27 protein-coding genes and 1 riboswitch are annotated in these 25,881 nt (G+C 45.6%); of the genes, 3 read left to right on the top strand and 24 right to left on the bottom strand.

What is annotated here, in order from left to right; translation table 11 throughout:
- Positions 1–2: 2 nt before the first annotated feature.
- Together der and ACNFN4_RS04235 are read right to left on the bottom strand one after the other, a co-directional pair.
- A complete protein-coding gene (der, locus tag ACNFN4_RS04240) occupies positions 3–1,313 on the bottom strand; it encodes a ribosome biogenesis GTPase Der (protein WP_003153433.1) in 1,311 nt (436 codons plus the stop codon).
- A 192-nt stretch (positions 1,314–1,505) separates the two neighbouring features.
- Positions 1,506–2,108, bottom strand: coding sequence for a YphA family membrane protein (locus ACNFN4_RS04235; protein ID WP_014418265.1), 603 nt, complete (start codon positions 2,106–2,108; stop codon positions 1,506–1,508).
- Between the two features lie 76 nt (positions 2,109–2,184).
- On the opposite strand from ACNFN4_RS04235, the gene ACNFN4_RS04230 reads away from it, so the two are divergent.
- Positions 2,185–2,316 (top strand): YpzI family protein, encoded by a 132-nt coding sequence (locus tag ACNFN4_RS04230; RefSeq protein ID WP_003153429.1) that lies wholly within the window; start codon positions 2,185–2,187, stop codon positions 2,314–2,316.
- Positions 2,317–2,350: 34 nt separating this feature from the next.
- On the opposite strand, the gene fni is transcribed toward ACNFN4_RS04230, so the two are convergent.
- The 17 genes from fni to ACNFN4_RS04145 all read right to left on the bottom strand — a co-directional run bounded on the left by fni (position 2,351) and on the right by ACNFN4_RS04145 (position 18,191).
- Positions 2,351–3,400 carry a type 2 isopentenyl-diphosphate Delta-isomerase gene (gene fni / locus ACNFN4_RS04225; RefSeq protein ID WP_014418266.1) on the bottom strand — a complete coding sequence of 350 codons (1,050 nt, stop codon included), beginning with the start codon at positions 3,398–3,400 and terminating at the stop codon, positions 2,351–2,353.
- 14 nt (positions 3,401–3,414) lie between these two features.
- Entirely contained in the window at positions 3,415–4,563 is a 1,149-nt protein-coding gene (gene rpsA / locus ACNFN4_RS04220) for a 30S ribosomal protein S1 (RefSeq protein ID WP_003153426.1), read from the bottom strand.
- Positions 4,564–4,790: 227 nt separating this feature from the next.
- On the bottom strand, positions 4,791–5,465 hold the full coding sequence (gene cmk / locus ACNFN4_RS04215; RefSeq protein WP_061862337.1) for a (d)CMP kinase: 675 nt from the start codon (positions 5,463–5,465) through the stop codon (positions 4,791–4,793).
- 78 nt (positions 5,466–5,543) lie between these two features.
- Positions 5,544–5,720: a YpfB family protein gene (locus ACNFN4_RS04210; RefSeq protein WP_003153420.1), complete on the bottom strand. Its 177-nt coding sequence runs from the start codon at positions 5,718–5,720 to the stop codon at positions 5,544–5,546.
- A gap of 46 nt (positions 5,721–5,766) precedes the next feature.
- Entirely contained in the window at positions 5,767–6,423 is a 657-nt protein-coding gene (locus ACNFN4_RS04205; protein WP_115940607.1) for a flagellar brake protein, read from the bottom strand.
- 87 nt (positions 6,424–6,510) lie between these two features.
- Complete coding sequence (gene ypeB, locus ACNFN4_RS04200) at positions 6,511–7,860, bottom strand: germination protein YpeB (RefSeq protein ID WP_007409448.1); 1,350 nt, start codon at positions 7,858–7,860, stop codon at positions 6,511–6,513.
- Positions 7,861–7,884: 24 nt separating this feature from the next.
- Positions 7,885–8,754, bottom strand: coding sequence for a spore cortex-lytic enzyme (gene sleB, locus ACNFN4_RS04195; RefSeq protein ID WP_007409447.1), 870 nt, complete (start codon positions 8,752–8,754; stop codon positions 7,885–7,887).
- A gap of 130 nt (positions 8,755–8,884) precedes the next feature.
- Complete coding sequence (gene prsW, locus ACNFN4_RS04190; RefSeq protein WP_003153415.1) at positions 8,885–9,541, bottom strand: glutamic-type intramembrane protease PrsW; 657 nt, start codon at positions 9,539–9,541, stop codon at positions 8,885–8,887.
- A gap of 96 nt (positions 9,542–9,637) precedes the next feature.
- Positions 9,638–10,621, bottom strand: coding sequence for a YpdA family putative bacillithiol disulfide reductase (locus tag ACNFN4_RS04185; RefSeq protein WP_448200011.1), 984 nt, complete (start codon positions 10,619–10,621; stop codon positions 9,638–9,640).
- Positions 10,622–10,726: 105 nt separating this feature from the next.
- Positions 10,727–12,001 carry an NAD-specific glutamate dehydrogenase gene (gene gudB / locus ACNFN4_RS04180; RefSeq protein ID WP_003153413.1) on the bottom strand — a complete coding sequence of 425 codons (1,275 nt, stop codon included), beginning with the start codon at positions 11,999–12,001 and terminating at the stop codon, positions 10,727–10,729.
- Between the two features lie 160 nt (positions 12,002–12,161).
- Complete coding sequence (locus ACNFN4_RS04175; protein ID WP_003153412.1) at positions 12,162–12,746, bottom strand: genetic competence negative regulator; 585 nt, start codon at positions 12,744–12,746, stop codon at positions 12,162–12,164.
- 151 nt (positions 12,747–12,897) lie between these two features.
- Complete coding sequence (locus ACNFN4_RS04170; RefSeq protein ID WP_151140298.1) at positions 12,898–13,686, bottom strand: metallophosphoesterase; 789 nt, start codon at positions 13,684–13,686, stop codon at positions 12,898–12,900.
- A gap of 86 nt (positions 13,687–13,772) precedes the next feature.
- A complete protein-coding gene (locus ACNFN4_RS04165; RefSeq protein WP_007409443.1) occupies positions 13,773–14,231 on the bottom strand; it encodes a YpbF family protein in 459 nt (152 codons plus the stop codon).
- A 68-nt stretch (positions 14,232–14,299) separates the two neighbouring features.
- Positions 14,300–15,070 (bottom strand): LysM peptidoglycan-binding domain-containing protein, encoded by a 771-nt coding sequence (locus tag ACNFN4_RS04160; protein WP_448200010.1) that lies wholly within the window; start codon positions 15,068–15,070, stop codon positions 14,300–14,302.
- Complete coding sequence (locus ACNFN4_RS04155) at positions 15,048–15,635, bottom strand: CPBP family intramembrane glutamic endopeptidase (protein ID WP_007409441.1); 588 nt, start codon at positions 15,633–15,635, stop codon at positions 15,048–15,050. Before ACNFN4_RS04155 ends, ACNFN4_RS04160 begins: the two co-directional genes overlap by 23 nt.
- Positions 15,636–15,649: 14 nt before the next feature.
- Positions 15,650–17,140 (bottom strand): RecQ family ATP-dependent DNA helicase, encoded by a 1,491-nt coding sequence (locus ACNFN4_RS04150; protein ID WP_014418273.1) that lies wholly within the window; start codon positions 17,138–17,140, stop codon positions 15,650–15,652.
- Positions 17,133–18,191, bottom strand: coding sequence for a helix-turn-helix domain-containing protein (locus ACNFN4_RS04145; RefSeq protein ID WP_280156970.1), 1,059 nt, complete (start codon positions 18,189–18,191; stop codon positions 17,133–17,135). Before ACNFN4_RS04145 ends, ACNFN4_RS04150 begins: the two co-directional genes overlap by 8 nt.
- A 268-nt stretch (positions 18,192–18,459) precedes the next feature.
- On the opposite strand from ACNFN4_RS04145, the gene ACNFN4_RS04140 reads away from it, so the two are divergent.
- Positions 18,460–18,708 (top strand): ferredoxin, encoded by a 249-nt coding sequence (locus ACNFN4_RS04140; protein WP_003153403.1) that lies wholly within the window; start codon positions 18,460–18,462, stop codon positions 18,706–18,708.
- A 135-nt stretch (positions 18,709–18,843) separates the two neighbouring features.
- Here ACNFN4_RS04140 and ACNFN4_RS04135 read toward each other — a convergent pair whose 3' ends face one another.
- The gene (locus tag ACNFN4_RS04135; protein ID WP_003153402.1) at positions 18,844–19,416 is read right to left on the bottom strand and encodes an ECF transporter S component; all 573 of its coding nucleotides are present in this window, start codon (positions 19,414–19,416) and stop codon (positions 18,844–18,846) included.
- Positions 19,417–19,563: 147 nt separating this feature from the next.
- A riboswitch (FMN riboswitch) is annotated at positions 19,564–19,698 on the bottom strand.
- Between the two features lie 207 nt (positions 19,699–19,905).
- Here ACNFN4_RS04135 and serA point away from each other — a divergent pair.
- Entirely contained in the window at positions 19,906–21,483 is a 1,578-nt protein-coding gene (gene serA, locus ACNFN4_RS04130; RefSeq protein ID WP_003153401.1) for a phosphoglycerate dehydrogenase, read from the top strand.
- A 46-nt stretch (positions 21,484–21,529) separates the two neighbouring features.
- On the opposite strand, the gene ACNFN4_RS04125 is transcribed toward serA, so the two are convergent.
- From ACNFN4_RS04125 to resD, 4 genes are all read right to left on the bottom strand, one after another.
- The gene (locus tag ACNFN4_RS04125) at positions 21,530–22,594 is read right to left on the bottom strand and encodes a sugar dehydratase (RefSeq protein WP_448200025.1); all 1,065 of its coding nucleotides are present in this window, start codon (positions 22,592–22,594) and stop codon (positions 21,530–21,532) included.
- Positions 22,569–23,153 (bottom strand): RNA polymerase sigma factor SigX, encoded by a 585-nt coding sequence (sigX, locus tag ACNFN4_RS04120; RefSeq protein ID WP_014418276.1) that lies wholly within the window; start codon positions 23,151–23,153, stop codon positions 22,569–22,571. Before sigX ends, ACNFN4_RS04125 begins: the two co-directional genes overlap by 26 nt.
- 191 nt (positions 23,154–23,344) lie before the next feature.
- Positions 23,345–25,126, bottom strand: a complete 1,782-nt coding sequence (locus ACNFN4_RS04115) for an ATP-binding protein (protein WP_007409435.1) — start codon at positions 25,124–25,126, stop codon at positions 23,345–23,347.
- The gene (gene resD / locus ACNFN4_RS04110; protein ID WP_003153397.1) at positions 25,123–25,845 is read right to left on the bottom strand and encodes a DNA-binding response regulator ResD; all 723 of its coding nucleotides are present in this window, start codon (positions 25,843–25,845) and stop codon (positions 25,123–25,125) included. Before resD ends, ACNFN4_RS04115 begins: the two co-directional genes overlap by 4 nt.
- Positions 25,846–25,881 lie beyond the last annotated feature (36 nt).

Below are 25,881 nucleotides of genomic sequence, written 5' to 3'. Positions count from 1 at the left end.
TTTTATTTTCTTGCTCTTGCAAATATTTTAATTGGCGTACCTTCAAATCCGAAAGCGTCCCGGATTCGGTTTTCTAAAAAGCGTTCATAAGAAAAATGCATCAGTTCCGGATCGTTGACAAAAACAACGAAGCTCGGCGGCTTAACAGCGACTTGAGTCGCATAATAAATTTTCAGACGGGAGCCGTTGTGCGTCGGAGTCGGATTCATGGCGACCGCATCCATGATGACATCATTTAAGACATTTGTCTGCACGCGGAGAGAGTGGTTTTCACTCGCTTTAATAATCGCAGGCATGAGTGTATGAATCCGCTTTGTCGTCAGTGCCGACATAAACAGCACCGGCGCATAATCAAGAAATTGGAAATGTTCCCGAATATTTTGTTCAAATTCTTTCATCGTGCGCTCGTCTTTATCAACGGCATCCCATTTGTTTACGATAATGACGACGGCTTTCCCGGCTTCATGGGCGTATCCGGCGATCCGCTTGTCCTGCTCAAGGATGCCTTCTTCTGCATTCAGCACAACGCCGACGACGTCTGAGCGGTCAATGGCTTTTAACGCCCGAAGCACACTGTATTTTTCTGTTGTTTCATATACTTTACCCTTTTTTCTCATTCCCGCCGTGTCAACGATTACAAATTCCTGCTGATTGTAGGTGAACGCCGTATCCACAGCGTCTCTAGTCGTTCCGGCTACGTTGCTCACGATAACCCGCTCTTCGCCGAGCATCGCATTGACAAGGGATGATTTTCCGACATTCGGGCGGCCGATCAGGCAGAATTGAACGACATCATCACTGTACTTCGTCTCCGGAATGTTTTTAAAATGCTCGGCACAAGCATCGAGCAAATCTCCCAATCCTAAACCGTGTGTGCCCGAAATCGGATACGGTTCTCCAAAGCCGAGCGCATAAAAGTCATAGATGTTCGCTCTCATTTCGGTATTATCTAATTTATTAACGGCTAATACGACCGGTTTTTTTGTCCGGTACAGTATTTTTGCCACTTCTTCATCCGCAGACGTCACACCTTCGCGGCCGTTCACCATAAAGATGATCACATCAGCCTCGTCCATGGCGATTTCAGCCTGCTGGCGGATCTGTGTCAGAAACGGTTCGTCTCCGATATCAATTCCGCCCGTATCAATCAGGTTAAAATCATAATTCAGCCATTCCGCCGAACTGTATATCCGGTCCCGCGTCACTCCGGGGGTATCTTCTACTATTGAAATTCTTTCACCCGCAATCCGGTTAAAGATTGTGGATTTTCCCACATTCGGTCTTCCGACAATGGCTACGACAGGTTTACCCATAGTACCCTTCCTTTCAATCCAGCCGCTTACATTTTCACAAAAAATTGTTCAACCGGTTATTAAAAATCATCTTCGCTATGAAAAGAACCCTTCAAACAGAAGGGCTTAACTCATTTATTATATCAGTTTTCACTGAGATCACAATGTATTCTTCAAAATGTTTCGCATTCATGTAACAGTCTTCGTCTGTTTTCAAGACATTTTTGTCGCTCCTTTGCCCTGCTTTTTGCTTTTTTGGCTGATGCGCGCCGCAAGCTGTTCATATGTAGTCAGCCCGACGAGCAGAATCACTCCCGCCGAACAGCCTGAAAGCCATTGATAATCACCGACGGCTGCCGCACCCGCAATGTTGCGGATGACCGCAGCATACAATAGTTCCCCCTGGCACATGCCGAGAACAAAAAGACAAAGCCTCTCAGGGAACCGCCCCTCAACGGAAAGCGTAATAACGGTAAGCAGTATAACCGCCGCCCATTCAGGTTTTATGATAAACCAAACAGGGTCATATAATGCAAAAAGAAAAATAAAGCCGTACGCCGCAGACGCCGTCAGATGAATCACAATATTACGGAGCCGTTTATGCATGCCGAGGCTTCCCGCATAAACAAATGCCGCAGTAAAAAACATGACATATGCCGCATTCAGCGTAAAATAAGCCGTAATCTGATGTATGCTTGCCATCATATTAGTCAAAATAAAGACTGATACGTAAAAACGGCTTTTCGTCTTGGCAAAAATAAAAGTCGCAAGTATCCATAAAAACCACATTGACCAGTAATAATAAAACGGTTCCATAATCGCTCCTCCTCTGATCAGTATGGAGCGGGAGCGCATTTTTTAAACCAATTATGCCTGAAAGGAGCGGATAAGGATGGGAAAAGACAGACAGGAGAAAAAACTGAAAGCCTCCCGACGAGTGGAATCTGATCGCGATGATTCGATTCACCATAAAGGAGCGACAAGCCTTGAGCAAAACGGGGAATTCCGAAAAAGAAAATCGTAAAAAACAGAAAAAGGCATGCGGGTCCGCATGCCTTTTAACGTCTGCTGAAACGTGATGTGTCAATTCCCCGTTCAGAAAGCCAGTGATGTGTGTCACCTTTTATGACCAAAGGCGCCTTTTGCAATTGGGCAACCGATTGGCATCCGAGGGCGGTCATAATCATTTTCAGCTCTTGTAAAAGCGCCGTCATCTCGTCAAACAGACCCTCTTCTCCTTTAGAAGTGAGAGCTTTCAGGAAAGTGCCCGCCATTCCCGCGCTGGAAGCGCCGAGGGCAATCGATTTGGCGACATCCAGGGCACTTTGCAGCCCGCCGGATGCGATAATTGATTGATCAGCGGAGAGCGAGTGGATTTCCGCTAAGCTTGCGGCAGTGGAAATTCCCCACGTATTAAAAAATTGAAGCGCCTTCTCTCTGCGCATATTTTCGATCTTAGAGAAATTTGTACCGCCGTATCCGCCGGCATCAACTGCTGCTGCGCCGGCATCAAATAACTGCCGTGCCGATTCCTTGCTCATTCCGAAGCCGACTTCTTTGACAAAAACGGGCACTCCCGTTTCCGCCGCAATCCGCTCAATACGGCCGAGAGCACCAGTAAAGCTTCTGTCACCCTCTGGCATGACGATCTCCTGAATCACATTTAAATGTATCTGGAGGGCATCTGCTTGAATCATATCAACTGCCCTTTTCGCCTGCTCGGCATCCGCCTCGCTGCCTAAATTGGCAAATATCAGCCCGTCCGGATTCTCTTTTCTGACGATCTCGTAAGAATACCGTTCGGAGGGATCTTTTAAAGCTGACATTTGCGAACCGACAGCCAGCGGCATGCCGGCTTTGCGCGCAGCTCTTGCCAGCGATCTGTTAATTTCGTATGTAAGCTGTCCGCCGCCGCCTGTCATCGCATTGATAAAAATCGGCGAACTGCTTGTGAGTCCGCCGATTTTCGTTGATATATCCACTTTTTCCAATGCTAGGTTCGGTAGGCTGACATGAACAAACGTAATATCATCAAGCCCCGTTTCCCGGTTTTGGCCGGTAGACAGCGCATGATTTATATGTTCTCTTTTTCGTTCTGCTCGTGTCACGTTTTATCACCAATTTATTTTAATTTATTAAGCTTGTCTCCGATTAAATCGCCAAGCTGGAAGCCGGTGCTCGGCTCTTCTTTCGCCTGGTATTGGCGGAAGTCCTCCTGATCGGCTTTCGGCGCTTCTTCAAGCTCACGCATGCTTAAGGAAATGCGCTCTTCGCTTTCGTTCACGTCAAGCACTTTCACTTTAACAGTCTGTCCTTCTTCAAGCACTTCATGCGGCGTTCCGATATGTTTATTGGAAATTTGCGAAATGTGCACAAGTCCTTCCACGCCCGGAAGAATTTCAACGAAGGCGCCGAAGCTTACAAGGCGCTGCACTTTTCCTTCAAGCACATCTCCCTGTTTTACCTTTTCGCCGATCTGGCTCCAAGGTCCCGGCAGCGTTTCTTTAATAGATAAAGAAATACGCTCGTTATCGCGGTCTACGGACAGTACTTTCACTTTTACGTCCTGACCTTCTTCCACCACGTCAGACGGTTTTTCGACGTGTGAATGAGACAGCTGCGAAATATGAACAAGCCCGTCAATTCCGCCGATGTCGACAAATGCGCCGAAATCAGTCAGACGCTGCACTTTTCCTTCAAGCACGCTTCCAACCTCAAGCGTTTGGAGAAAATCATGCTTTTTGGCTGTCTGTTCTTTTTCAACTACAGCCCGGTGTGACAGAATCACCCGGTTTTTATCACGGTCGAGTTCAACGACGATAAGAGAGAGGGTTTTCCCTTTATAGTCAGTGAAATCCTCGACGAAATGAGCTTCGACAAGTGATGCGGGAATGAAGCCGCGAACGCCGATATCAACGACGAGACCGCCTTTCACCACATCTTTCACTTCAGCTTCAAACACTTCTTTTGTGTCGAATTTTTTTTCAAGGTCTTCCCAAGCGCGGTCAGCATCAACGGCACGTTTAGATAAAATCAAAGCATCGTCTTCCACTTTTGTTACTTTCAGGTCAAGCTCATCGTCAACTTTTACGACATCCGATGCTTTCTCTACATGAAGACTTGATAATTCACTGATTGGAATGATTCCGGACTGTTTGACATTGACAATTTCGACATCTACATGCTTGTCCTCTACCTTTGTCACAATCCCTTTTACTACATCTCCAACCTCTGGCACTTGAACATCAATTTGATTCATTTCCTCTGTCATTTGAATAACCTCCTTGGTCCAAACCTACACAGCTTAATTAATACGGTTTGAAAGCTGAACATGTGAATGTCCGCTTTTCAGCCGAATATGTATTAAAGAATCATCCAAAAAAGATTTTGAATGATCAATAAAAAGTTTTATTAGTATTAACTTCTAATAAATGGACTGGTTTGTCAAGCAATAACATCTTGTCTTTCGAAAAAAATTATAAAGCGCTCCGCCCGGGCTTAACGTGATTTCTGTTCAACGATCTCCAGAATTTTTCCTGCGACTTCGGCAATGCTTAGTGACGTGGTATCGATTTCAATCGCGTCTTCCGCTTTGCGCAGCGGGGAAACTTCCCTCTCTGAATCGAGTTTGTCGCGTCTGGCAATTTCTTCAATGAGCGTCTCGTAATTCACGTCATAGCCTTTTTTCTTATTCTCTTCATATCGGCGCTTCGCTCTTTCCTCTACGGACGCGAGCAGAAAAATTTTCACTTCGGCATCAGGCAGCACGTGAGTACCGATATCACGGCCGTCCATGACGACACCGCCTTTTTCTCCGAGCTGCTGCTGTCTTTTGACCATTTCTTCTCTGACGCCTTTATGCTTGGCGGCGATTGATACTTGGTTGCTGACTTCGTCTTTTCGGATTTCTTCTGTCACATCTTCTCCGTTTACCAGAACGATTTGTCCTTCCGGAGCGGATACAAGCTCAATTTCCGTACGCTTCAGCAGCTCTGTAAGCGCGGCTTCATCAGTTAAATCGGCATTCTGCTTGAGCGCCGTATATGTAATGGCACGATACATCGCTCCTGTATCAATGTATACATATGATTTTTTCTCAGCCACTATTTTAGCAACGGTGCTTTTTCCGGCAGCGGCCGGCCCGTCGATCGCAATTGATAATTTCTTGTCCATAATCTCTCTCCTTGCTCTTTACTCCTCTATGGATTGTATCATGAACTGCCGGAAAAGGGGCGAAAAAATTGAGCTGATTTACCGCTTTACCGTTTCAATCCATTCTTTTTTCTCCATTTTATCAACTCCCTCATATTTCACAGCTTTCGAAATATAAGGTTCAATAGGCTGATAATGAAGCAAAAACTGCACCGCGCCCAAAATGATAAGCTGAATGCAGACCAATTTGACCAGCAGACGTTCAAACGTTTTCATACACGCGCACCTCCATTAGGATTAGTATGGAAAAGTGCGCTGCTGTTTATTCCGACAGACTGTTTCTTCTCTGCTGCAGCTGCGCGCGCATACAATATTGGAGTAAAAGCTGCTGCGAAGCGGGAGCGATTTCTGCAAATTCAAGCGTCATTTTTTGTTTATCCGCCTTTTCATCATAAAAAATCCGCTGGATAACAGCCTCGGCAATAATATCCGCCGTATTTTCCTTGCCGGGAAGAGAAAATGCGACATACAGCTTTTCACCTGGTTCCGCGGAAATATGCTCAGGCATCACAACAGCGATTCCGCCGGCGCTGATATTAGAGGAAACCGTTTGGAAAGCGGTTTTTTTCGCTTCCATTTTGACGGATACATCCAATACTGCGTCTGCACGGACGTATCGGCGTCTTTGAATCCGCTTCATTTCCTCCTGAGGGGGGATGTCCAATCCGATCATCGGGATGGGGTCTTTTTTCTTTCCTTTGATTATGCTTTTAAATTGATACGGCACTTGGCCATTCCCCATAAATTCCGCTGTTATTTCCAATCCTTTATGCAAAAAGACCGTCCGTCCCGAATCCAGATCGACGGGATATGAGATGTGCAGTTCGCCGTTTTCAACGCTTACTGCTTTGCTCCTCGCTTTTTTGGGCTCATTGTTCTCTATGTATTCAATCCAAATATAATCTCCGACAGCTATCATGGGCCTTCACTCTTTCATTATTTATGCTTTTATTAAAGCATGTAACGAAAAAAAGGAAAAGACTTTTAGTCCTTTCCTCCTTTATTTTTATAGGTCTTTATATATAGGTTCTGCACTTTTTAACTTTTCTATTTTTTCCTCTTTTCCGTCGTCCGCATTAATGAACATTTGATACGTGTCTTTTCCGATCGTCCCGAGCATTTCGTAGCAAAGCACTTCCTGACCGAGTTCATTCGTGATCAGCGCCTGCCGGGTCTCCCGCACTTCAACATTTTTATTCAGCTTCGCTTTCGCTTCATCAGCTGACAAAGCGGGAGCCGGAATCGTTCTCGTGCGGTGCGCCGCCAGGTAATCACGCGCGGAAAAACCGACGACTTCACCATCATCCAGCGCCACTTTCATTCGGATGGCTTCCGGATAAATGCGGACATTTTTCTCCACGGGGATAAAAGAAAAGACGCCGATGTTATTATATTGCGCGCTTTCATCAATTTCGAGGCCTTTTGTTTCATATCCATTTTTCTTTAAAAATGCGACGGCCCGGTTAGATGCTTCATTGAGGCTGATCTTTTGTTTCTTCACGGCCCGTTTTTGAATCAAATAGACCGGATGTCCGCCTTTTTGGGTAATATCCATATAGATAAAAGACTTGTTGTCGGCGTCTTTCATGCGGATGCTGTATACGTCCCGATTCGTCTTCCTGCCGCTTTTGACCACTTTAATTGAATAATTATGATCAGGCGCAAACCGTTGTGCGATTTTGACCGCTTCTTTTTCCGTAATTTGTTTTCCTTTCAGATGCGTAAAACCTTTTCGTTCTGTATTTGCTCCCGTAAATGTGGGGCTGATGCTGTCTTCAGAAAAAGCGCCTACATTTTTTTCGACTGTTTTAAAGCTGTCGACGATCGTATTATCGCTTTGTTTTTTGTCAGAGGCGAGTGCCATCTCAACATCCATCCACCGTAAATTTTTGCTCATGACGAGATGCTGAACGCTACGGAGCTGGTTTTGAATGTTCTCCGCCTGTTTGTACAGGCTGTTCAGTGTTGTATATTCTTTCTTATCAAGCGGTTTTTGATCTAAATCCCGGACGGATGTTTTATAGCTGAAATCTCCTATGTTGGATAAAAACTCCTCCGTTTTATTAAAAGGCATGAGAGTCAGCGGCAGCTGGCTCACATTGTTATGAGCTTCAGATGTAATTCTCCATACATCAATGAGCGCCGGAGACAGAGATTTTTTACTGTTCATCGCAAGCGTCGTCCCGATTTTGTCGTGAAGCTGATCTACATGGTACGTCAATTCATGAAAAGCCCTCTGATAATTATTTTCCGCATGCAGAAGGACCGCATCTTTTTCCTGATGCTCTTTATATCCCCAATATCCGGTTGCGGCGATCGCGACACCGAGAACAGCGATAATGATTCCTCTAATCATGTTAACACCTCATTTTTCGTACTTTTACTCACAGAAAATGTGTTTTCCGATTCTTTTTATCTGCGGACGTCCCCAAATCCATTTGCTTGTCGCCGTATCAGGATTGAAATAATAAATCGCGTTTTCAGAAGGGTCCCAGCCGTTGATTGCATCAAGAACCGCTTCTTTTGCTCTTTCATTCGGCTGCATATATATTTGGCCGTCGGCAACAGCGGTAAACGCGAGCGGTTCGAAAATGACGCCGGCCACCGTATTCGGAAATAACGGGCTTTTAATACGGTTTAAAATAACCGCGGCGATGGCAACCTGCCCTTCAAACGGCTCACCGCGCGCTTCCCCGTACACAGCCTGTGCCAAAAGATTGATGTCGTTGTTTGAGAAACCGCCAGGCATATTGGCCGCTGTCGTATTTTGCTTTTGATTTGACTGACCGCCTGTATTGTTTTGCGGCTTTTGAGCAGGCTTATTCGTTCCCGCCGGCTTCTGCGTTCCGGCTCTCGGTTTTGTTTGGTTTTCCAATGGGACGTTGCCATAATGAGTGAACGTATTCCCTTTTTGGATCTGCTCCATTACATATTCACGGTAATATTTTGATTTTGAAATCAGCACCTGTTTGGTTTTCGCGCCGACGAGGCCGTCAACCGGCTTCATGCCGAATTTCTCCTGAAAATTTCTCACGGCCCAGTATGTGGTCCAGCCGTAAACACCATCGATTTTCCCGTTATAAAATCCGTTATATTGAAGACGGGCCTGCAATTCTATAACATCATCACCCGTCGCGCCTCTTTGAATCACTTGATTTGAAAACGCATGAACCGTTTCATGATGATCGAAGAAAGCGGCGGCGAAAGAAAATAGAATGAGACATGCCATAAAGGCTCCTTTGCACTTCATCTCTTCAAGCCTCCTACTGCAAAATTTAAAGTGTACCCGTATTGTCTGTCACGAGGTTATTTTTATGCACGTTTCCTTCTTATCCCCTGTCAAGGCATAAAAAAGAAACCGCACGCGACGCGCGGTTTCTTCACACTTGGATCATATTGACGGAGCGTGCTTTTTTTGCCTTTCGCAGCCCGAACCACCATAAAAACAGCATAAACGGCAGCATATAATATACCCAATGATTGAGGGCGGTAAGAATAAAATCGTAAGAACCGTGCAGACATGAAGGCACGGCCAGCGAAATCACAAGCCATTTGACACGGGCTTTTTTCTGCGAAAAGCGGGCTTTTCCGAGATAAAATCCCATAATCACTCCGATCAGCGCATGGCAGGAGACCGGCAGAAGCGCCCTGATGAAAGCATGCTCAACGCCGTGGCCGAATAGATACAGAATATTTTCAAGCGTGGCAAATCCTAAAGACACACTGGCCCCGTAAACGATTCCGTCATAATGCTCATCAAAATGAGCATGCGGATACACACTGATCATCAGAACGAACCATTTCACCGATTCTTCCAGAAATCCCGAAGACAAAAACGAAACGAAAAAGCTTCCTCCCCCCACATGCTCTTTTTCAAGAACATATTGGATAAACATGGTCGGAAACACAAGGACAACCCCGAGAAAAAAAGACCTCAGCACCATATGTACGGGTTCATTGTCATACTGATCTTTTAAATAAAAATAGCTTAACAGCGCAATGCCGGGAGCAATTCCTGCAGAGATGATTGCAAACATCAGGCAACCTCTTTCCTTTATATTCCTATATCTATGGTACCATGTTGTTCATATTTTTACATCTTTCAATTTTTTAAAAAAAGAGCATATGAATGATCATATGCTCTCTCTACCCAGCCGTTTTGATATTTCGTTTGCGATCAAGCCTCCGTGAAAACGGCCGTTTTCGATAAAAATTTCATTGGCGTTATTTCCAGCCGCAATGACTCCGGCGATAAAAACACCGTCAACATTTGTTTCCATCGTTTCTTCCCGGAAAAACGGCCGGCCTGATTCAGCATCAATCCGCACACCGATTTTTTCGAGGAAACCGTGATCGGGATGGTATCCCGTCATGGCAAATACGAAATCGTTTTTCAGCCGGACCGTCTCATTTCGGCCGGAGCGGAAAATGATTTCATCTTCCGTCACTTCTTCAAGACAAGCGCCGAATTCCATCCGGATTGTGCCGTTTCTGACAAGGGCCTCAAACTCAGGCAGAATCCACGGCTTGATGCTCGGGGAGTACTCATGTCCTCTGTAGAGCACCGTGACGCGCGCACCGGACTTCACCAGTTCCAAAGCCGCGTCCACACTTGAGTTTTTCCCGCCGATCACAGCAACATCTTTATCAAAATAAGGATGGCCTTCTTTAAAGTAATGAAATACCTTAGGAAGCACTTCACCCGGGATGTTCATATAATTCGGATGATCATAATATCCTGTCGCAATGATACAAAACGGAGTGAGGTAGCGGTCTTTTGATGTTTCTACAAGAAAACGGCCGTCTTCCTGTTTCGTTACGCGCTCCACTGTTTCAAAGGCGTTTACGCGCAGCTCTTTTCTTCTGACGACCTCTCTGTAGTAAGAGAGAGCCTGTATTCGGACCGGTTTTCTGTTTTCCGTAATAAAGGCAACATCGCCGATCTCCAATTTTTCACTTGAACTGAAAAAAGTTTGGTGGGTCGGATAGTTATAAATGCTGTTTACGACATTCCCTTTTTCGATCACAAGCGCGTTCACGCCAATTTGCTTCAGATGTATAGCCGCCGATAATCCGCAAGGACCTCCGCCTATTATAATTGCTTTTTCTTCTGTCATGTCCTTCAACTCCTGCGATTGGCATTTCCATCATAAGTTTCCACTCATATAAAAAATCTCCTATATTATCATAGGAGATTTTTTTTGTTTATGCAAACGATTGGTTTATATCCAGCCTCTGAAACGCGAAGCCTCAGCCATTTTCCGCACGCCGACCATGTAAGCCGCAAGCCTCATGTCAATCCGGCGGTTTTGGGACATTTCATAAATATTATTAAACGATTTTATCATCATATTTTCCAGTTTTTCCTCGACTTCTTCTTCACTCCAGTAGAAGCCTTGGTTGTTTTGAACCCATTCGAAATAAGAAACCGTTACACCGCCGGCGCTCGCTAGGACATCGGGAACCAGCAGCGTTCCTTTGTCTGTCAGGATTTTCGTTCCTTCCAGTGTCGTCGGTCCGTTTGCCGCTTCTACAACGATTTTCGCTTTGATGCGGTCAGCATTTTCTTCTGTAATTTGGTTTTCGATCGCCGCCGGGACAAGTATATCACAGTCCAGCTCAAGCAGCTCCTGATTCGTAATGGTGTCATTGAACAGCTTCGTCACCGTTCCGAAGCTGTCTCTGCGGTCAAGCAGATAATCAATATCAAGACCGTCCGGATCGTAAAGACCTCCGTACGCGTCAGAAATTCCGACAACTTTCGCGCCGGCGTCATGCATAAACTTGGCCAGATAGCTGCCCGCATTTCCGAAACCTTGTACGACGACGCGCGCGTTCTGAATATCGAGACCTTTTTTCTTGGCCGCTTCTTTTATGCAGATGGTGACGCCTTTTGCCGTCGCTGATTCCCTGCCGTGGGACCCGCCGAGTACAAGCGGTTTTCCCGTAATAAAGCCGGGTGAGTTAAATTCATCAATTCTTGAATATTCATCCATCATCCAAGCCATAATCTGCGAGTTTGTAAATACGTCAGGTGCCGGGACGTCTTTAGTCGGTCCGACAATCTGACTGATTGCTCTGACATATCCCCTGCTCAGCCTTTCAAGCTCTCTGAATGACATATTTCTCGGATCACAAACAATTCCGCCTTTACCACCGCCATAAGGAAGATCAATAATTCCGCATTTTAAACTCATCCAGATGGAAAGTGCTTTCACCTCTTTTTCAGTTACATTCGGGTGAAAACGAATGCCGCCTTTTGTCGGACCTACGGAATCATTGTGCTGCGCACGATAGCCTGTAAATATTTTCACAGACCCGTCATCCATCCGAACAGGAATTTTAACCGTTAATAATCTGAGCGGCTCTTTCAGCAGTTCATACACTTCTTCTGGATACCCCAATTTTTCCAGAGCTTTATGTATTACGGTTTGGGTTGATTTTAATACATCATGTTTGTCTTCTTCATTATGACCGGTGAATCGATCGGCTGCCATTTGAGTTAACCTCCTAAAATCTTCTGTTTCTCTCATGCTCCCTTTCAGTGACTAGTATACACCTTCAATATCTCCGTGCATAGAAGAAAGACAATGATTTTTCCATTATTTCGCTTAAAAAAAGACGGCCGCTGAAAACAGCAGCCGTTTCAAATCTTTTTTATGAAAAATGTTTCTGGATGGTCTCCACAGCATTGCCGTCCATGATGAGTTTTCCGTACTCATGGAGCCTGTAAATCGTAATCGTCGCCGGGTGTCCGTATTCAGCCAGCACCGCGATGACGCCTTCGGCGGAACGGGAGCCGAGGTCTTCAAGGCTTACATAGTATTGGTTCTCATAGTGGTAGACGGTGCCGCCGGTAATCCCGATTCGGTGAAGGCTTCCGGCAAGCTGAATGATATCTTCAAACGAATGGAACTGATAAATAATATCCGGGCTTTCGTCAAGTTTGACCTGCATCTCGATATAATCATCGTCATATTCGTCATCTTCTGCGTCCGCGTCATGATTTTTCGTTACAATCACAACCATGCCTTGTGCCTGAAGAGAATATACTTCCACCGCGATCGGACCATTCGCTTCAAAGCCGAGCTCTGTATTTGCTTCATTCATCATATCTTTAAATAACTGGTGGACTTTAAACGAGTCCTTCCAGAGGTCTTCTTTTGTCAGTCCCCGATCAGTCAGATCGTCGAGGGTTAAAAAGATTTTAATCTTATTATAGTTCAGACGCTCAAGCCGCATAATGTTCCCTCCTGCCTCTTCTTGCACACAAATCATATAACACAGTATATGAATAAATGAGTCATAGGTTCTTAATTTGTTATCAGTTTACACCGTGTACAGCGGGAAGACAAGCAGAATGCCGTTTTTTATCACAGCGGCCGGGTTTGTTTCAGGAAGACGGCTCATCCGGTCCGCACAGCGTAATCATATGCGTCTCCGGTTTCGCCCCGAGCCTCAGCGGAACTTTTGTCGTCCCGTAGCCGTTGCTGATCAGGTAATGCGCTTTTTTTACCGTTCCCGTCCCGCCCAATTCGTACGGCCCGAACCGGCCGAAACGGATTTGGCCGCCATGCGTATGGCCGCTGAACACAGCGTCAATCCCGTCTGACTCCCTCATCTGCTCATGGATGTCGGGGTTATGGCAAAGCAGGAGGTTTACTTTGTCAGCATCCGTATATCTGATTGCAGAATCGTAATCATCCATCATCATCCTGATATCATCCACCCCGCATATTGTAACGGTTTCCCCTTTATAAGCAAACTGAACCGATTCATTTCTCAGCGGGATCACTTTATATGCCCGTAAAAGAGAGAGCAGTTTTTGCTGGCTGACCTCGTAATCGTTATTTCCCCACACATACATGACAGGCGCAAGAGCCGTCAGACGTTTGATGTTTTCTTCAATTCTGGCGTAAGGAACTCCGCCCTCCGCCAAATCACCGCCGAGCAAAACGGCATCCGGCTTATGAACTGCCGCTTCGCGGAGAAGCTTTTCATCAATTAAACGGCGATGCACGTCAGATATAAAGAAGATGGTGAGCGGCTTCATCCCCTTCATTTTATCAAGCGTAAATGTATGTGTTTTCAGATGGCTGCCGTTTGCCGTTTTGTACATAACGGCCGCCATAACCGCAGCCGCTCCCGCCAATGAGCCGAGAATTCCCGCTGTAAGCTTCATAAACGCACTCTCCATTCTGTCATTGTCTTATATTAGACGGACAAACAAAAAAAGACGTTTCTATCCTTTCCGGAAAACGCCTCATTTTATTTGCTTTCAAAATAAAGATTGATATCATACCGATGTTTCATCAAGTGAAAAACAGATTCTCTCGCCCTCCATTTTTCAGGCTGGGGCCATAAATCCGTGCTTTTTTGGATAATTTCACATCTCAGTTTATGAAATTCACCCTCAGCTTTTTCTTCCTTTTTTTTAAAATAATAAGAAGTGCAATACGCAAAAGCGGAAGCCATAATCCAGCACAAGTAAACCGTATGGCCTAATATTTCCTGCAGAATCAGCTGCGGAGAGGCTTGGGGGGCATTAAAGCTTTTAAACATCAGCAGTATGCACATCAGGGAAAAACAAACGAGGGACGCCCACTGCCATCTTCGGCATTGTGCGGCATAATTTTCGTATTTTAATTTCCGTTTCACCAGCGCCTGAAGCATTTGTTTCGTCGGTCCGTCAGCAAATCGGTCTAATTGCTTCCATAAAGAATCCATGCGCTTCACACCTTGTCCGTTTTCATTGGTACACTATATGAAAAACGCGGTGAAAACATGCATTTATTTTAATCAGACAGCGGAATGTTCAGAACCTGGCCGGTGTACACGTCGTTTCCGTTTAATCCGTTGTAGCTGCGGATTTTTTCTTCGCCCGCCCGGCTTTTATAATATTTCATTGAAATGCGGTAAAGCGTTTCTTTCGGCTGTACAGTATGCTGTACGGTCCGCACTTTTTTTGGGACAGTCCCGGCTTGATCACTCGCGGCAGCCGGAGCCGCTTTTTCACGGACAGCCGGCGGAGACTGCTGTTTTGTCTCCGCGTATTCGGTGTCTGTCGGCTTTACTTGTTTTTCTGAGGGCGTTTCCGTTTTTTCACTTGTTTTTTCACTTGGTTTTTCTTTCGTTTTTTCAGATGCAGCCGCTTCTTTCTTATCTTTGTCGTCAGACTTTTTTTTCGGTTGTTCTAAAAGAGCGGTTTCTGACGTTTCTTTCTGAGCGCCTTTCGGAATAACGGCAGGCGCGCTTTCACTGTGGTCTATGAAGACATCTTCATAGTCCTTCGGGTCAAATCTGCTGCTGTTCGTCATATAAAGAAGACCGAAAAAGACACCGATTGTTACGATAATGAACAGGACGGTCAGAAAAGTGAACAGCGGCGTTTTTGTTTTGGTTTTTTCCTTTACCTGCTCTTCCTTTTTTTTACGCTCCTCTTTTACAGATTGTCTTGTCGGGAGGCTGTCTTCAAGATATTCAATTTGTTCATCCGCGGCCGCGGCAACCTGCTGCTCGGCACGCAGCTGAGCTTTTCTTCTTTCAACTCTTGACATTTCCGTCATGCAAACCCCTCCTAACATATTGAAAACGGATCTGACAGGCAAATACCGCATCAATAATAAAATGCGCTGTAACCGGAACGAATAAATTGCCGGTCCATTCATAGATAAGCCCCAGCAAAAGACTGATGCCCGCAACCATCATAAACAGAAGCCACTTCGCCAAGTATCTGAAATGAAGCACGGTAAAAATGAAGCTGGCGGCCCATAAGCCGATATGTGTCTGCAGAACACCTCTGAACAAAATCTCTTCGCTGAACGAAATGAGAAGCGTCAAAAACAAAATGTGCAAAACCGGCCTGTTCTTAAAAAGCAATACATTAATGCCGCCGTCATCATATAAATGCGAAGGACACCATTTCATCACCGCAAGATCGGCAAAAATGACAAGGACGGCAAGAGTTACACCGTACCATATGATATTATCGTCACGTATATGCCACAGCTTTAAAAAATCGTGAATGTCGGTGAAAAAGAAAAAGCCAATAACAGCTGAAACCGCCAATATGAGCAATTGGGTGGCATACAGCTGCATCACAATCTCCCGGTCTGAGAGCTGCCGGATCAATTCGCTTTGCCGTCTCAGCTGAACTCACCCGCAGACTCTGAACCGAAAATCCGGCCTAATTCCAGCTTCCAATCTTCAAACCGTTCCATGTTTTTACGTTCTCCTTTTTGCTCGTACGGAGCCAAATCAAGTCCGCAGCTGCTGCAGCATTGTCCGGTTTGACCATCAGGCTCATACGGTTCATCAAAATAAGACAGCAGCGCTTCTCTTATACATTCTTTCCGCTCTAATAACGCCGAAAAACGATTCATTTTACGCAGCTTTTTTTCCACGCGGTATGTCAGTTCTTCCTGCAGCTGCTCTTTTGTGGTTTTTCCTTGCAGATACAGATGGACGGCCGTTCGCGCCTGTGTTTCCTGGACGCCCTTATTGATCAGAACGTCCCGAAGCTTTCGCTCATCACCCGTACCGGCATCCCGTATGACGGCCAGAATGGCTTCCAGGTCATAATCAGACAGGCTTTCTGTCTGAATAATCTGCTGCTGAAGCTCGGTATCGCCGGGCGCCCTCAGCAAAATACTGACACTCGGGCTGCCGTCGCGTCCCGCTCTGCCGATTTCCTGCATAAAGGCCTCGGCCGTTTGGGGAGGATAAAAGTGAATGACAAAGCGGATATCTGACTTATCCACACCCATGCCGAACGCATTGGTGCAGCAGATGCAATCAAGCTGGTTATGGATAAATTGCTGCTGGATCAAGATTCTGTCCCCTGTATCCATTCCGCCGTGATAATAATCCGTCCGCTTTCCCGTTTTTTCATTCAGCTCAGCCGCAAGCTCTTCCGCCCATTTTCTGGTCGGACAATATATGATACCCGGGCCTTCAAGCTTTTCGGCAAGCTCCGTGAGCCTGCTTATTTTCTCGGCATTATCCGCCAAATGTTCTGCCGCCAGGAGAATATTCGGCCGGTTGACTGAATAAAGATGACGCACCGCATGCTCAAGGCCGAGCACATCCGTCACGTCTCTGAGCGTTTCTTTTGTCGCTGTTGCGGTCAGCGCCAATACAGGCGGCTTTCCGAGTGCCTGCCTGAAAGGTCCGAGCTTCGAATAATCAGGCCTGAAATCATGTCCCCATTCTGATATGCAATGAGCCTCATCAATAACAAATAAACTGACCGGGACATTTTTCAAACGGTTCAGCACATAAGGTGAAGAAAGGGCTTCAGGAGACATATAGAGAAATTTATACCGGCTGATGTTGCTGAGGATAAAATGCCGCTCTGCGGAATTCAGCATGCTGTTTAATGCCGCAACCCGCTTTTCCCCTTTCGCTTTCAGCTGCTGCACCTGATCTTCCATTAATGAAAGAAGCGGTGAAATAATCAGCACCAGCCCGTCCATCATGTAACCCGGGAGCTGATAGCATAATGATTTTCCCCCGCCGGTCGGAAGCATGGCGATCGTATCTTTTTTTTGGAGCACGCTAGTCATAATCTCTTCCTGCCCTTTTTTAAAGGAATGCAAACCAAAATACCTGGATAAAGCTTTATGCAGCTCAGTCATGCTGATTCACCGTCTTTGCCAGCGCCAGCCTGATCTGAAAATAGCTGAAGCGCATCTGCATTCCTTCGCGAATCCGTTTAATTTTATTCGTTTGATGCTGTTTTGCAAATGCCGTTATCATACGCTGTTCCTCTTCAGAAAGATACTGTTCTATAAAAAATGCAGGCTGGTGCAATGATATTTCTACGATATGATCTTCGATTGTGGCGGTTTTTAAATTTCTGACCGCGGCGATCCGTTCAATCGGAAACCCTTTTTCCAACAGCTCAAAGGTTTTTCTGGCAGACTGTGTCAGCGCGCTTTCCGCCTGCAGATCGGACAGCAGCTCGCGCAGAGCGGGATATGCACATTGCGAAAGCGATTGAATAACATAATGTACCGCTCCCCAAAACTGGACGGACACATACCATTCATCTTCGTTCAGCTGGAGAGCGAGCTGCTTATTCGTTTTGCCGATTCTGTTGAATGAAGTTAAAGAATAGACAAAAATAAGCGCCTGCCGTTCACTTACGCCTTGCAGAAGCTGAAACAGCGCGTCATGCATTTGGACGGAAAGCTCTTTAGCATCTCTGTTTTTCCGCATGAACCGTTTGACCCATCTCAGCGTCTGCACATCGTTGGTAACCGGGATATATTGACTGCATTGATGCTCTTTGTTTGACAGGACTTGAATGAGCAGGGAAAGCCGCCTCCACAGGGTGCCAGCAGGCGTTTGATAATTCGCGCCGTGGCAGTGCTTCGGCCAAGGCCGCTCGGCAAACGCCCGTTCAAGCCTTTGAACGCCGCGCGCAGTCACTTTCCACGTTCCCTCTTCTTTTCCGGCTGTAATGTATGAGTTCTCGGTGAGTTTATGCAAAGAAGCCGTAATATCGCCGCGTTCACACTGTGAAGCCATGCCGAAATATTTAGCGATCTGAAATAAGCCGGCATCCTGAATGGTTTGAGACGACTTTTTTCCTTTTAATAAATGAAACACAGCACTCGGAGTCCGTTCGCCGTCTATTTTGTCCAGACAGTCGAGAACCACGGTATCAAAGTAGTTTATCGCCAATCTAAACACACCTACATTTCTTCTGTGACAAGTTTCGTTTTTTGGTTCTTTTTATTTTAACAGATTTTCATATAAATTTGACGTTTAAAGTCATCTTTTAGGGGGAAGTGCTAAAGAGAATCCCTTATGTGATAAGCATTCTCAATCATTTTTCTGTTGAAATTTGACACTAACATCATTACAATAAGTAAGAGGAATAGGTGTTATATTTAAAAATATATAAGGTAAACCATTTGTTCCAACACGAACAATCTGGGAGGTTTTATTCATGGCAAAGTACACAATTGTAGATAAAGATACGTGTATTGCATGCGGCGCCTGCGGAGCTGCGGCACCAGACATTTATGATTATGATGATGAAGGCATTGCGTTCGTTACGCTTGACGAAAATAAAGGCGTCGTCGAAGTTCCGGAAGTTCTGGAAGAAGATATGATTGACGCATTTGAAGGATGCCCTACTGATTCAATCAAAGTTGCGGATGAACCGTTCGAAGGCGACCCGCTGAAATACGAATAAAAAAGCCCTCCCCGTGAGAGGAGCTTTTTCGTCCTGAATAAGACTCCGGCTGTTATCGGCCGGAGTCTTATTTTTTGCGATCAGCACAAACAAAAAAGCGTCCGGCTGTTTTCACAGAGCGGACGCTTTCAGTCTTTATTGTGTTTGGATGCTGCGTTTTTGTTCAATCCAAGGTTTCAGCTTCGTAAAGATGAACGTAAAGACGATGGTGATGATAATGCCTTTTACAATGTTAAACGGCAGAATTCCTGCGACAACCGCCGTTTTTAACTGGCTGTTTGACAGTGCCGGTGAATGTAAAAACCAAGTATACGCGGGCAGGATAAGAATATAGTTCAAAATACTCATCAGCACGGTCATCGCCGCGGTTCCGGCCAGCAGGCTCACTGCAAGACCTTTTGCAGAATTGAGCTTTTTAAACATAAACGCTGTCGGCAGAATAAACAGCGTTCCCGCGATAAAATTGGCTGCCTGCCCGACAGGCACGCCGGCCATGCTTCCTTGAATGATATACTGCAGAATATTTTTAATCGCTTCAACCGCAATCCCCGCCGCAGGCCCGTAAACCAAAATGGCGATAATTGCAGGAACGTCACTGAAATCAATTTTCAAGTAATCCGGCAGACCCGGAAACGGGAAATTTAACAGCATAAGCACAAAAGCAATACTGCTAAGCATACTGATGACAACTAATTTTTTTACTTTCACAATGCTCTCTCCTTTTCGATCAAATCTCTCGAAAAGAGGAAAGGTTCTTTTGCGCCCCAATAAAAAAACCGCTTTTGTTAAAAAGCGGGAGCTTACTAAGGCTTGGCAAAGAAACGTTTGATATAAGCATCAAAACGTCTGCTGAACCTCCATCTTCTCCCATCCAGACTATACTGTCGGCTCCGGAATCTCACCGGATCCTGCCGCCGAAGCAGCTCGCGGGCTTAGAGCGTGATGCTCATCACCGCCGGTAGGGAATTTCACCCTGCCCCGAAGATTGATCTTATGAATTTATTCACATTATATATGATCAAATTGCAATTGTATAGAGAACTGCTCAAATTTAAATAAAATATTGGGGAAACCCCATTTTCAGATGATTCAGCGGTTTCCTTTTCTCCTTTACTGCGTCAATACACATTGACACTCTATTGAGAATATGATAAATTATCAGATATTTAGTCAGCTAAACTAGGAGGAAATCTAACAATGTTTCGAGTTTTGGTCTCAGATAAGATGAGCAATGACGGCTTAAAGCCGCTGATGGAATCAGATTTTATAGAAATTGTTCAAAAAAACGTTGCGGATGCAGAAGATGAATTACATACCTTTGATGCCCTGTTAGTCCGCAGTGCCACGAAAGTAACCGAAGAATTGTTTAAAAAAATGACCTCTTTAAAAATCGTCGGCAGAGCCGGTGTCGGCGTAGACAACATCGACATTGATGAGGCCACAAAACATGGGGTTATCGTGATAAACGCGCCGAATGGAAACACCATTTCAACGGCAGAGCATACATTCGCGATGATTTCTTCATTAATGAGACACATTCCGCAAGCCAATATCTCAGTAAAATCAAGAGAATGGAACCGGACGGCTTTTGTCGGGGCGGAGCTCTACGGAAAAACTTTAGGCATTGTCGGCCTGGGCCGGATCGGAAGCGAGATTGCCCAGCGCGCCAGAGCGTTCGGTATGACGGTTCATGTATTCGATCCTTTCTTAACCGAAGAGAGAGCCGGCAAAATCGGCGTAAACAGCCGGACATTCGAAGAAGTGCTTGAAAGCGCGGATATCATTACCGTCCACACGCCTTTAACAAAGGAAACAAAAGGACTGCTTAACAGAGAAACCATTGCCAAAACGAAAAAAGGCGTCCGTCTTATCAACTGCGCAAGAGGCGGTATTATTGATGAAGCGGCGCTTTTGGAAGCGCTGGAAAGCGGCCATGTCGCAGGCGCTGCCCTTGACGTGTTTGAAGTGGAACCGCCAGTTGAATCAAAGCTTCCCGACCATCCGCTGGTGATCGCCACACCTCACTTAGGCGCTTCAACGAAAGAAGCACAGCTGAATGTCGCGGCACAGGTTTCTGAAGAAGTGCTGCAGTTTGCAAAAGGTCTGCCTGTCATGTCAGCGATCAATCTGCCTGCGATGACGAAAGATGAATTCAAAAAAATCCAGCCTTATCACCAAATTGCCGATAAAATCGGAAGTCTCGTGTCACAATGTATGAAGGAACCCGTCAAAGATGTTGCGATTCAATATGAAGGCACCATCGCCAAACTTGAAACATCATTTATTACAAAAAGCCTGCTGTCCGGTTTCTTAAAACCGCGTGTAGACTCAACGGTCAATGAAGTGAACGCCGGCGGTGTAGCAAAAGAACGCGGAATCAGCTTCAGCGAGAAGATTTCCTCCAATGAATCAGGATATGATAACTGCATCAGCGTAAAAGTAACCGGAGACCGGAGCACATTTACGTTAACGGCTACGTATATCCCTCACTTCGGTGAACGAATCGTTGAACTGAACGGCTTTAATATTGACTTAAATCCTGCCGGCCACCTCGTTTATATCCAGCACCAGGATACGACTGGTGTAATCGGACGCGTCGGACGCATCCTCGGCGATAACGATATCAATATCGCTACCATGCAGGTAGGCCGTAAAGAAAAAGGCGGAGAAGCCATTATGATGCTTTCTTTTGATAAACATTTAGATGATAAAGTCGTCAATGAGCTGACTTCAGTTCAGGATATTGTTTCCGTTAAACTGATTGACCTTCCGTAACCAACAAAAAACCCAAAACATTCATATGTTTTGGGTTTTTTTACGTTTAATGGCTTGGAAGCGGATTAGGCGCGGCAGGCACAGCGATAGGTTTTGTCACATCATAATTACCGATTTTCTTTGTATGCGCATGTGTGAACAGCACCTCAGAATAACCGAATTCCTTCGCGGTTAACAGAAGCCCTTCGATCATTAAAATCCCTTCCAGCGAATCTTCAACCTTATGTTTTTCGGACAATTGAATCCGCAGCTGCTCGCCGTCTTCCCTTTCCGATACCGATGCAATCGCATCTGCTTCTATAATGCTCGCGGTCTGTGAGCCTCCGTCTGTTGTCTTCATCCCGTCAATAGCCTGATATACTGAATAATAGGTTTGTTCAGACGGGATGAGATACTCTTGTCCCAGACTGTCGCTGTAAGAAAAATACGCCCGGTTTGTCTGTTTATGTACGGACATCTCAGCGGAAATGCCGTAAGATTTATAAAAATCCTGTCCGGCTCCGTTTTGAACCTTTTTCAATTTAATCCGCTCGTAAGGACTCCATGTCAAAGTCTCTTTCAGCATCTTTTTCAATAAGTCAGCATCGGCAACTGATTCGATAGAAAGCCGTCCGTTTACCTGCACAAGCAAATCCTTCTTATCCGCCGTTACCTGCACACCGTCCAAAAGGTTCGGCACAGACAGGAAGGATTCGGGCACTTCTAGGTTTTCCGCTTCGGATAAAGCCTCTGAAACCGATTCACCCGGCTTCTTTTTTTCAAAACTGACCGGAATGACGGCGGATGTTTCTGAATCGGCAAATGCCAAAGTAATGTAATTGTTTTTGTTTTGGTTTGAGACGACGAACGTCTTCTGATCCGGCGGCTTAACAGAAGCTGACTGACTGGCTTTTTCAGTCTGACGGCTGTCAGCGGTCAGATCACCGGAAGATTTGTTTGTCATCAGGTGAGGAGATATAATCAGAGCGATGCACAATGCGCAGACGCCGGCTGCGGCGGGGCCGATCCAGCTTCGGGCCGGCTTTTTCCTGTACGGTTTACCTGTTTCAATATTCCGGTAAATGGCCTCGGGTGAACGATGATCTCTAACCGCCGGAAGTTGTCTTAACAACTCCTCTACTCTTTCTTCGTTCCAATATGACTTCATCATCCATTAGCTCCTCCCTCAAAAGCTCCATCTGTTTCCGAAGTATTTTGAGCCCTCTGTGTTGGGTCGTTTTGACTTTGCTTTCCGAGAAGCGGAGAGCGGCGGCTGTTTCCTGAATGGAATATCCCTGAATAAATCTCAAGATAATAACAGCTCTTTGATCAATGGTGCAATGATCAAGCGCGGTATAAATTTCCCGGACGTTTTCATGCTGTACGGCGAGTTCGTCCGGAAGCAAATGCTGATCTCTGACATCTTGTGTATCCCAATCAAACGTACCCATAATACGCTGTCTGATCGTCTGCTGCTTGCGGAACCAGTCAATCGCCACATGGCGTGCGATGGACAACAGCCATGTTTTTTCACTGCTTCTTCCTTCAAATGTATGATAGGAATTCAAGACGCGGATATACACTTCCTGCGCCAAATCTTCAGCCTGCGACTTATCTTTTACCATATAAAATAAAAATTGATATAAATCTTGATGGTATGCATCATATAATATCTGAAAGGTTTCTTCCATGGGAAACCCCTCCGTTCACTTTTTTGTCGTAAAAATGCGTTGAAAAGTTACATTACAACTATATTACGAGAAACTGGAATTTGGAAGGGAATTTATATTAACATATTCTTAAATTTTTAAAGGAGAAACAAATAAAAAAACACCCGCAGAACATGCGGGTGTTTCGTATGGAACAAGATTGTTCGTCAATTTCAGACGTCATCCTGCACTTTTGTCGGAATATAAAATGTAAACGTCGTCCCTTTGTCGATGCTGCTGTGAACCGCAATTGAGCCGCCGTGGGCTTCCACGATATTTTTTACGATGGCGAGCCCGAGCCCGGTCCCCGCCCTGCCTCTTGTTCTTGCTTTGTCCGCTTTATAAAAACGTTCAAAAATAAAAGGCAGGTCCTCTTCCGGTATTCCAGAGCCGGAATCTTTGATATCGATTTTCAGTCCGTCTTTTACGGTCTGAGCCGCGATATGAACGCTTCCGCCTGACTCCGTGTGGCGCAGCGCATTATCTATAAGGTTGGTAAACACCTGTTCCATTTTGTCTTCGTCAAAGACACACTCCGGCTGAGACACCGAGATGTCTTCTGTGAGCGAAACGCCTTTTTCCTTCGCTACCCCGGAAAATTTGCGGGAGATCTTCTCCAGAAATTCATGCAGGTTTACCGTTTCATAGTGCAGGCCCGTATGTCCGGATTCCATTCTGGCCAAATCCAGCAAATCATTGACGAGCCGGCCCATGCGAAGAGATTCATCATAAATGATCTGCGCGATTTCTTTTTTCTCCTCTTCAGTGCTTGCAATGTCGTCCACTATTGCTTCGCTGTATCCCTGCAGCATAGAAATCGGGGTTCTGAGCTCATGACTGACATTGGCAATGAAGTCTTCACGCAATTTATCGAGCCTGCGCTCTTCGGTCATATCACGGAGCACGGCCACGGCGCCGCGGACGTGTGATTCCGCATAAAGAGGTGACATCAATAAAACCCATGACCTTCCTTGAAGCGTCATTTCAATCATTTGCTCTTTTTCCGTGTTCACTGCATTTTGAAATAGCTCTTTTGCTTCAGGGGGAAGGTTGTCTCCTTCTTTAATGTTCATGTTCTGCTCATAATACCATGCCTGCAGAAAACGTTCGGCCGGCGGGTTGGTCACCAAAATGGTGCCGTCGATATTAATGGTAATGACCCCGTCTGCCATACTGCTTAAAATATTGGACAGCTGTTCTTTTTCCTGATTCAGCGCGTTAATATGGAAATTGAGCTGCCGTCCCATCTGATTAAAGGCAATAGCCAGTTCCCCGATTTCATCTTGGGTCAGAATCGGAATTTTTGTATCAAACTTTCCTTTCGCCAAGTCTTGGGCGCCTTCCCGCATTTTCCGAAGGGGATATGTCACCCTGCTGGATAAAAAGAACGCGAAAAACGTTGTCAGGACGATGGCAATGCCCGCCGCAAGAAAAATATAGCGTGTTGTATGTTTCGTCGTATCTTTGACGGCAAGCAGCGATTGGGATAAAAAGACCATGCCTTTTTTGCCGTCTTTTTCATACGGCACTCCGACGATCAGCCGTTCGTTATCCGAACCGGCATTGTTGGGGACCGCGCGTTTACTTACTTTTTTGCGGTCTGTCAGCGCCTTGTGCAGATCCCGGTCATGTTTGATCTGCTCTAATGTAATAGAGGATAAATGATTATCGTCATTGGGCGAATACCAGACATGCTTATCATCCTGAATGATCGCGATGCTCGTTAAATTGTCCGCCAGTTCCCACGTGATGGATCTGGCAAGCGGCTGGTCTTCATGATTTTCTATTATGACCGCAATTTTATCGGCAAGCTGCGTTAAATCTTTTTCCGCTTCTTCAACGTGGTAATTTTCTATAAATTCCAGAAGCAGCACCGTTAAAATAAATAAAACAATTAACACGAGTGAAAGAATGGTAAACCAAAGCTTTCCTACTACGCTTTTCCAAAACTTCATTCAGCGCCTACCTCAAATTTGTATCCGACTCCCCATACGGTGACGATTTTTTTCGCCGCTCCCGGGGATACTTTATTTAATTTTTCACGGAGCCGTTTGACATGGGTGTCCACCGTTCTGAGGTCTCCGAAAAATTCATACTGCCACACTTCTTTTAAAAGCTTTTCCCTGTCGTATACTTTGTCCGGTGTTTTCGCCAGGAAGTACAGCAGTTCATATTCCTTCGGCGTCAGGCTCACCTCTGTGCCGTCCGCAGTCACCCTGTGAGCATCGTGATCAATAGATAGATGTGAAAAGACGAGCACATTTTTTGTCGGGGTATTGGCTGTCAGATAAGATGTTTGGGAAGCCCTTCTTAAAAGCGCCTTTACCCGAAGCACCACTTCCCTCGGGCTGAAAGGCTTGACGATATAATCGTCCGTACCCGCTTCAAACCCCTGGACGCGGTTGGCTTCTTCCCCTTTTGCCGTCAGCATGATAATCGGCGTCGCTTTTTTTTCTCTGAGCTGCCGGCATACTTCTATTCCGTCCGTTCCCGGCATCATTAAATCCAAGAGCACCAGATCATAATCTGATGCCAGCCCCATTTTAATGGCCTCGTCGCCGTTTTCCGCTTCTTCAATCACATAGTTTTCCCGTTCAAGGTACATTCTTAAAAGGCGTCGAATTCTGGCTTCATCATCTACTACTAATATTTTAGTTTCATTTGTTTGATCCATCGTTTTCCCCCTGCTTTCCTTCTGTTACTTTCATTT

It is taken from the genome of Bacillus sp. N1(2025), assembly GCF_053470005.1.
Note: the sequence above shows the minus strand (reverse complement) of the source record. Positions and strands in the feature narration are given on the sequence as shown.

Coding starts and splice junctions, on each gene's coding strand:
- der (WP_003153433.1), bottom strand. CDS start 1,313: ATGGGTAAACCTGTCGTAGCCATTGTCGGAAGACCGAATGTGGGAAAA.
- ACNFN4_RS04235 (WP_014418265.1), bottom strand. CDS start 2,108: ATGGAACCGTTTTATTATTACTGGTCAATGTGGTTTTTATGGATACTT.
- ACNFN4_RS04230 (WP_003153429.1), top strand. CDS start 2,185: ATGGGAAAAGACAGACAGGAGAAAAAACTGAAAGCCTCCCGACGAGTG.
- rpsA (WP_003153426.1), bottom strand. CDS start 4,563: ATGACAGAGGAAATGAATCAAATTGATGTTCAAGTGCCAGAGGTTGGA.
- cmk (WP_061862337.1), bottom strand. CDS start 5,465: ATGGACAAGAAATTATCAATTGCGATCGACGGGCCGGCCGCTGCCGGA.
- ACNFN4_RS04210 (WP_003153420.1), bottom strand. CDS start 5,720: ATGAAAACGTTTGAACGTCTGCTGGTCAAATTGGTCTGCATTCAGCTT.
- ACNFN4_RS04205 (WP_115940607.1), bottom strand. CDS start 6,423: ATGATAGCTGTCGGAGATTATATTTGGATTGAATACATAGAGAACAAT.
- ypeB (WP_007409448.1), bottom strand. CDS start 7,860: ATGATTAGAGGAATCATTATCGCTGTTCTCGGTGTCGCGATCGCCGCA.
- sleB (WP_007409447.1), bottom strand. CDS start 8,754: ATGAAGTGCAAAGGAGCCTTTATGGCATGTCTCATTCTATTTTCTTTC.
- prsW (WP_003153415.1), bottom strand. CDS start 9,541: ATGTTTGCAATCATCTCTGCAGGAATTGCTCCCGGCATTGCGCTGTTA.
- ACNFN4_RS04185 (WP_448200011.1), bottom strand. CDS start 10,621: ATGACAGAAGAAAAAGCAATTATAATAGGCGGAGGTCCTTGCGGATTA.
- gudB (WP_003153413.1), bottom strand. CDS start 12,001: ATGGCAGCCGATCGATTCACCGGTCATAATGAAGAAGACAAACATGAT.
- ACNFN4_RS04175 (WP_003153412.1), bottom strand. CDS start 12,746: ATGCGGCTTGAGCGTCTGAACTATAATAAGATTAAAATCTTTTTAACC.
- ACNFN4_RS04170 (WP_151140298.1), bottom strand. CDS start 13,686: ATGAAGCTTACAGCGGGAATTCTCGGCTCATTGGCGGGAGCGGCTGCG.
- ACNFN4_RS04165 (WP_007409443.1), bottom strand. CDS start 14,231: ATGGATTCTTTATGGAAGCAATTAGACCGATTTGCTGACGGACCGACG.
- ACNFN4_RS04160 (WP_448200010.1), bottom strand. CDS start 15,070: ATGACGGAAATGTCAAGAGTTGAAAGAAGAAAAGCTCAGCTGCGTGCC.
- ACNFN4_RS04150 (WP_014418273.1), bottom strand. CDS start 17,140: ATGACTGAGCTGCATAAAGCTTTATCCAGGTATTTTGGTTTGCATTCC.
- ACNFN4_RS04140 (WP_003153403.1), top strand. CDS start 18,460: ATGGCAAAGTACACAATTGTAGATAAAGATACGTGTATTGCATGCGGC.
- serA (WP_003153401.1), top strand. CDS start 19,906: ATGTTTCGAGTTTTGGTCTCAGATAAGATGAGCAATGACGGCTTAAAG.
- sigX (WP_014418276.1), bottom strand. CDS start 23,153: ATGGAAGAAACCTTTCAGATATTATATGATGCATACCATCAAGATTTA.
- ACNFN4_RS04115 (WP_007409435.1), bottom strand. CDS start 25,126: ATGAAGTTTTGGAAAAGCGTAGTAGGAAAGCTTTGGTTTACCATTCTT.
- resD (WP_003153397.1), bottom strand. CDS start 25,845: ATGGATCAAACAAATGAAACTAAAATATTAGTAGTAGATGATGAAGCC.